This is a genomic window from Desulfurella sp., assembly GCF_049977265.1.
In the GTDB taxonomy this organism is placed as follows: domain Bacteria; phylum Campylobacterota_A; class Desulfurellia; order Desulfurellales; family Desulfurellaceae; genus Desulfurella.
The window spans coordinates 1-4,733 of record NZ_JBMFGQ010000065.1 but is presented as its reverse complement, the minus strand read 5'-3'; the positions used below and the strand labels follow the sequence as shown (position 1 = coordinate 4,733).

The following is a 4,733-nucleotide window of genomic DNA, read 5'->3' as shown; positions in this document are numbered from 1 at the left end:
AACCCATATTTTTGAATGTAGCTGGTTAATTCAGATATTTCCATAGTCACCCTTGGTCTAAATATAAACTAATTTTATATCAATATCAAGATTTTATTAAAAATTTGTAAAATGCTTATTATTTCAATATTGTTTGTTTTAAGTTTTTTCTTGAAATATACAAAAATTTATGATATATAAAAAAATATGAAAGATTTAAGCTCTCTTTTGGTTATCCAGAATATAAACCAATCATATTGGTGGTATTACTTTTATAGCTGGCAGGTGTAGTCTATCCTTTTTTCAGGCTTTAATTGGCCGGTTGGGGTGGACTACTCCAACCGGCTTTTTTTTTGCAAAAAATTTATGAGGAGGTTTTATGATTGTTATAATGAAAAAGTCTGCTACAGATGAGCAGATTGAGGGTGTCGTTAAAAAAATTAGTGAATTAGGTTTTGCAAGCCATGTAAGTAAGGGAAGTGAACGCACGGTTATAGGTGTTGTTGGAGAATTTTCAAAAGATAAGCTTAAGATAGATCCATTATCATTGTTGTCTATGGAAAGCGGAGTAGAAACTGTCTATAGAGTGTCAAAACCATATAAACTTGCAAGCATAGAAAATAGGCCAGAGCCGACTACAGTTTATGTTAACGGAATTCCTATTGGTGAAGGAAAATTTACAGTTATTGCAGGACCTTGTTCTGTAGAAAATCGTCATCAAATACTAACAACCGCAAAAGGAGTAAAATCAGCTGGTGCAAAACTATTAAGAGGTGGTGCTTACAAGCCACGTACAAATCCATATACTTTTCAAGGCCTTGGTGAAGAAGGTTTAAAACTGTTAAAAGAAGCAAAGGATGAAACAGGCCTGCCAATTGTGACAGAAGTTATGAACCCAAAAGATTTGGATTTAATTATAGAGTATGCAGATGTATTACAAATTGGTGCTCGCAATATTCAAAATTTTGCTCTCCTAAAACTTGTTGGCCAAACAACAAAGCCTGTCTTGTTAAAAAGAGGCATGTCAACAACCATAGAAGAGTTTCTCATGAGTGCCGAATATGTAATGAGTGAAGGCAATGCAAATGTAATACTTTGCGAAAGAGGTATTAGAACCTTTGAAACTGCAACAAGAAATACTCTTGATATATCCGCTGTGCCAGTTTTAAAAAAACTTACGCATCTGCCTGTAATTATCGATCCATCACATGCAGCAGGAAAGAGAGATTATGTTGCAGCGCTTTCAAAAGCAGCTATTGCAGCTGGCGCAGATGGGCTAATTATTGAGGTGCACTATAAGCCAGAAATTGCAATATCAGATGCTTCGCAGCAACTAACGATACCAGAATTTGAAAGTTTAATGAAAGATCTCAAGAAATTAGCTGAAGTTTTAGAAAAAGAAATGTAAAAAAGGGGCTCTTTTAGCCCCTTTTTTATTCAGTTTTTGCGGAATTGCTTATATAGAAATCATTTGGATAGGTGCCGTCTTCTGGTTTTAAAACCCAATAGTTTGTAGCTTCTTTTAGTAATTTTGAAACAATTGAATTTGGGTCATTTAAGTCGCCAAAATTTCTTGAACCACCTACGCATGTTTGAACACAGGCAGGTTCTAAGCCACTTTCAAGTCTAGGTAAACAAAAAGTGCATTTATCTACAGCACTTAATTCTTCATTATAATATCTTGCATCGTATGGACATGCTTCCATACATGCTTTGCAGCCAATGCACATGTTTGGCGTAACAAGAACGATGCCATCACTTTTTCTCTTATAGCTTGCACCTGTTGGACATACCCATACGCATGGTGGGTTATCGCATTGATTACACAAAATTGGCATAAAGATCATTTTTCTTTGGCTGTTTTCGATTTTATCAATATCCAAAACCTTTGTACGGTAATTAAGTTTTCCGTCAGGTACTTCCCACATTGCTTTGCAGGCAACCTCGCAGGCTTTACAATCAACGCACCTATCTTGAACTATGACCATAGCATAGTTTTTTTCTTTTTTGGGTCTTTCGAACATTGCTATTTACCTCCTTTAGGCTTTTTCGACGCTAACAAATGAATTCAAGAAAGCAGCTACTCCACTAATTGGATCAAAATCATTTGAACAGAATTCTGCGTCTGAAACACCTTTTTTATAGCATCTTGTAGCGTACGGCGAAAACCTTCCCCAACCGTGTGCTATAAATATTGTGCCCTCTATAATTCTATCTGTAACTTTAGCCTTAACAGGGTAGGGTGATTTAAGGTTGTCTTTAACCAATACTACCTTATCACCATCTTTTATATTTATAGTTTTTGCATCTTTCGGGTTAATCCAAACATTGTTGTCGTCATAATGCTCAAGCAACCACTCATTATCCTCGGTTCTAGCATGTGTATGAACCGCCACTCTACCAAAAACTAATCTGAACTCATTTTGTTTTTTTGGCTTATTTGGTGATGTATAGGTAGGTAGTGGGTCAAATCCAGCTTCTTTTAAAGATTCGCAGTATATATCGATTTTTCCGCTACCGGTATTAAAGGTTATATCTTCGCCTAAGGCAATTGGGTATGGGTTAAATGGTGCTTTTTTGTATGCGTCAAGCATTTTTTGATAAGCTAATTTTGGATCGATATCACCACTTAAATTAGCATCTTCTGGTATTGGTCCAAGGGATATTACACCATCTTTGAGTAATTTATCTCTCTGATCTTTTGGCATTTGGTTTAATGCGCTGAATAATACGCCTTTTGCATCTTTGTATGGAAAAAACTCTCCAAGTCCTATATGTTTTGCAATACCATGTGCTATCGCCCATATATCTCTTGTATCATAAACAGGATTTACTGCTGGCTCTCTAAAGTGCACGTATGGGTATTTCCAGCTGATGGATTTTAAGGCAGCATGCATTTCAAGATATGTAGATTCAGGAAATACAATGTCTGCATAAAGTGTGTGCTCCCAGGGCAATATATCAACTACCATGTAAAAATCCAGTTTACTAATTGCTTCTTTAATCTTATTTGAATCGCCATTATGGAATAATGGGTTTGTGGCATAACTAATCATCGCTTTGATTGGGTATGGTTTTTGTAATCTAATTGCATCCCACAAGTGATTGTCAAGGCCTAATATGCTTACAAACTCTTGTGTGAGCTCTGGTAAATTTACCAAAGATAAAACAGCATTAGGTGCATTCCTCTGTTGGGCTAGCTGAGCATATTTTGATTCTTCAACATCTGGCCAAACAGCTTTTGGAACTTTAATTTGATTTTGTTTCCAAAATCCCCCAGGCTGATACCAATTACCAAGAAGGGCATTTGCTATTGCAATTGACCTTGCAAATTGTGTGTCATAACCATATCTGCTGGATCTTCTTGGTGGTACTATGATGCAGTTTGGTGCAAAAGAAGAAACTTCTCTTGCAATTTGAATTATATCGTCTGCCTTAATACCAGTTTCTTTTTCAGCCCACTGTGGTGTGTATTTTGCTATATGTGGCTTTAGTTTATCATAACCTGTTGTATATTTATCTACAAAATCGTGATTAATTAAATCCTCTGAAACCATTACGTTTATAAGAGCTAAAACAAAAGCTGTATCAGTACCAGATTTAATCTGCAAATATCTATCAGCTTTTGCTGAAGTATGTGTGTATCTTGGATCTACATATACAATTTTTGCATTATTACCAATTGCTTTTGCAAAATGATACAATTCACTTGTGTGAAGCGATTCTGTTTCGTTCCTACCAAAAAGTATTATGTATCTACTATTTGAAAAATCAAGTGGTTCATGTCCACCAAGAGCTTCACCAAATGTATAGTAAAATCCTATGTCTCTAGAACCCGTGCATTGAGAGTATGCAGGTATAGCAAAGTTTGTAGTTCCACCTAAAGCTTCAAAAAGCCTATGAATGCCTGGTTCTCCGGTACCATGCATTTCAAGTCCAATTGTCTCTGGTCCGTATTTATCTATGACTTCTTTAAATTTTTTTGCAGCAAAGTCAAAAGCTTCTTCCCAGGAAACCTTTTTCCATTTGCCTTCGCCACGTTCACCAACTCTAATCAATGGAGTTTTTAATCTATTATCATCGTATAGAGTTTTAATACCAGCTTGACCTTTTGCACATAATTTACCCCAGTTTAATGGACTTTTGTCATTTCCTTCAAGCTTTCTAACTTTTCCATCATTTACAAAAGCTTTCTCCGTGCAATTCCAAAAGCACATTTCACAAAAATTGAAAGCTACTTTATCTGGTTTGTAAGGTTTTAATTCTTCCCTTGCGTCAGCTTTTGAATCAAAAATTAATGGTACTGACAACAAAGCTGTACCAGCTAAAGCACCTTTTAGAAAGGTTCTTCTCTTGATTTGCATACAACCTCCTTTTTTCAATCTCGCCCCATGTATATCATTCGAGTGTAATTTTAGTCAAAAAATAAAAAAAATCCACTAAAATTTTGTTTGTAATGATTATTTAATAAATTTATAAATTGAAAGTAGAAAATCGAGAATTGAAAATTTCATTTTTCTTGACAAAATTTTTCTTATAACTATCATAATTGTTGTGTGGGCCGCTAGCTCAGCTGGTAGAGCAACGGACTCTTAATCCGTCGGTCGAAGGTTCGATCCCTTCGCGGCTCACCATTTTGTGGTGGGTATAGCTCAGTTTGGTTAGAGCACCAGGTTGTGGCCCTGGGGGCCGTGGGTTCAAGTCCCACTACTCACCCCATTGTTTTTTCTTTTTATTTCAACAAAAACAAAAAA

The 4,733-nt window shown here is 35.9% G+C and carries 3 protein-coding genes and 2 tRNA genes; 3 read left to right on the top strand and 2 right to left on the bottom strand.

Going from position 1 to position 4,733, the window contains the following annotated elements:
- Positions 1-358 precede the first annotated feature (358 nt).
- Complete coding sequence (gene aroF, locus ACP5FO_RS08405) at positions 359-1,387, top strand: 3-deoxy-7-phosphoheptulonate synthase (protein WP_428157373.1); 1,029 nt, start codon at positions 359-361, stop codon at positions 1,385-1,387.
- Positions 1,388-1,412: 25 nt separating this feature from the next.
- Here the strand turns inward: aroF and ACP5FO_RS08400 are convergent, their stop codons facing one another.
- Together ACP5FO_RS08400 and ACP5FO_RS08395 are read right to left on the bottom strand one after the other, a co-directional pair.
- Entirely contained in the window at positions 1,413-2,003 is a 591-nt protein-coding gene (locus ACP5FO_RS08400) for a 4Fe-4S dicluster domain-containing protein (protein ID WP_428110742.1), read from the bottom strand.
- Between the two features lie 15 nt (positions 2,004-2,018).
- Positions 2,019-4,343 carry a molybdopterin-containing oxidoreductase family protein gene (locus ACP5FO_RS08395; RefSeq protein ID WP_428157372.1) on the bottom strand — a complete coding sequence of 775 codons (2,325 nt, stop codon included), beginning with the start codon at positions 4,341-4,343 and terminating at the stop codon, positions 2,019-2,021.
- Positions 4,344-4,537: 194 nt separating this feature from the next.
- Between ACP5FO_RS08395 and ACP5FO_RS08390 the strand changes: the two genes are divergently transcribed.
- Positions 4,538-4,613 (top strand) — tRNA-Lys (locus tag ACP5FO_RS08390).
- 7 nt (positions 4,614-4,620) lie between these two features.
- Positions 4,621-4,698: transfer RNA gene (locus ACP5FO_RS08385), tRNA-His, on the top strand.
- Positions 4,699-4,733 lie beyond the last annotated feature (35 nt).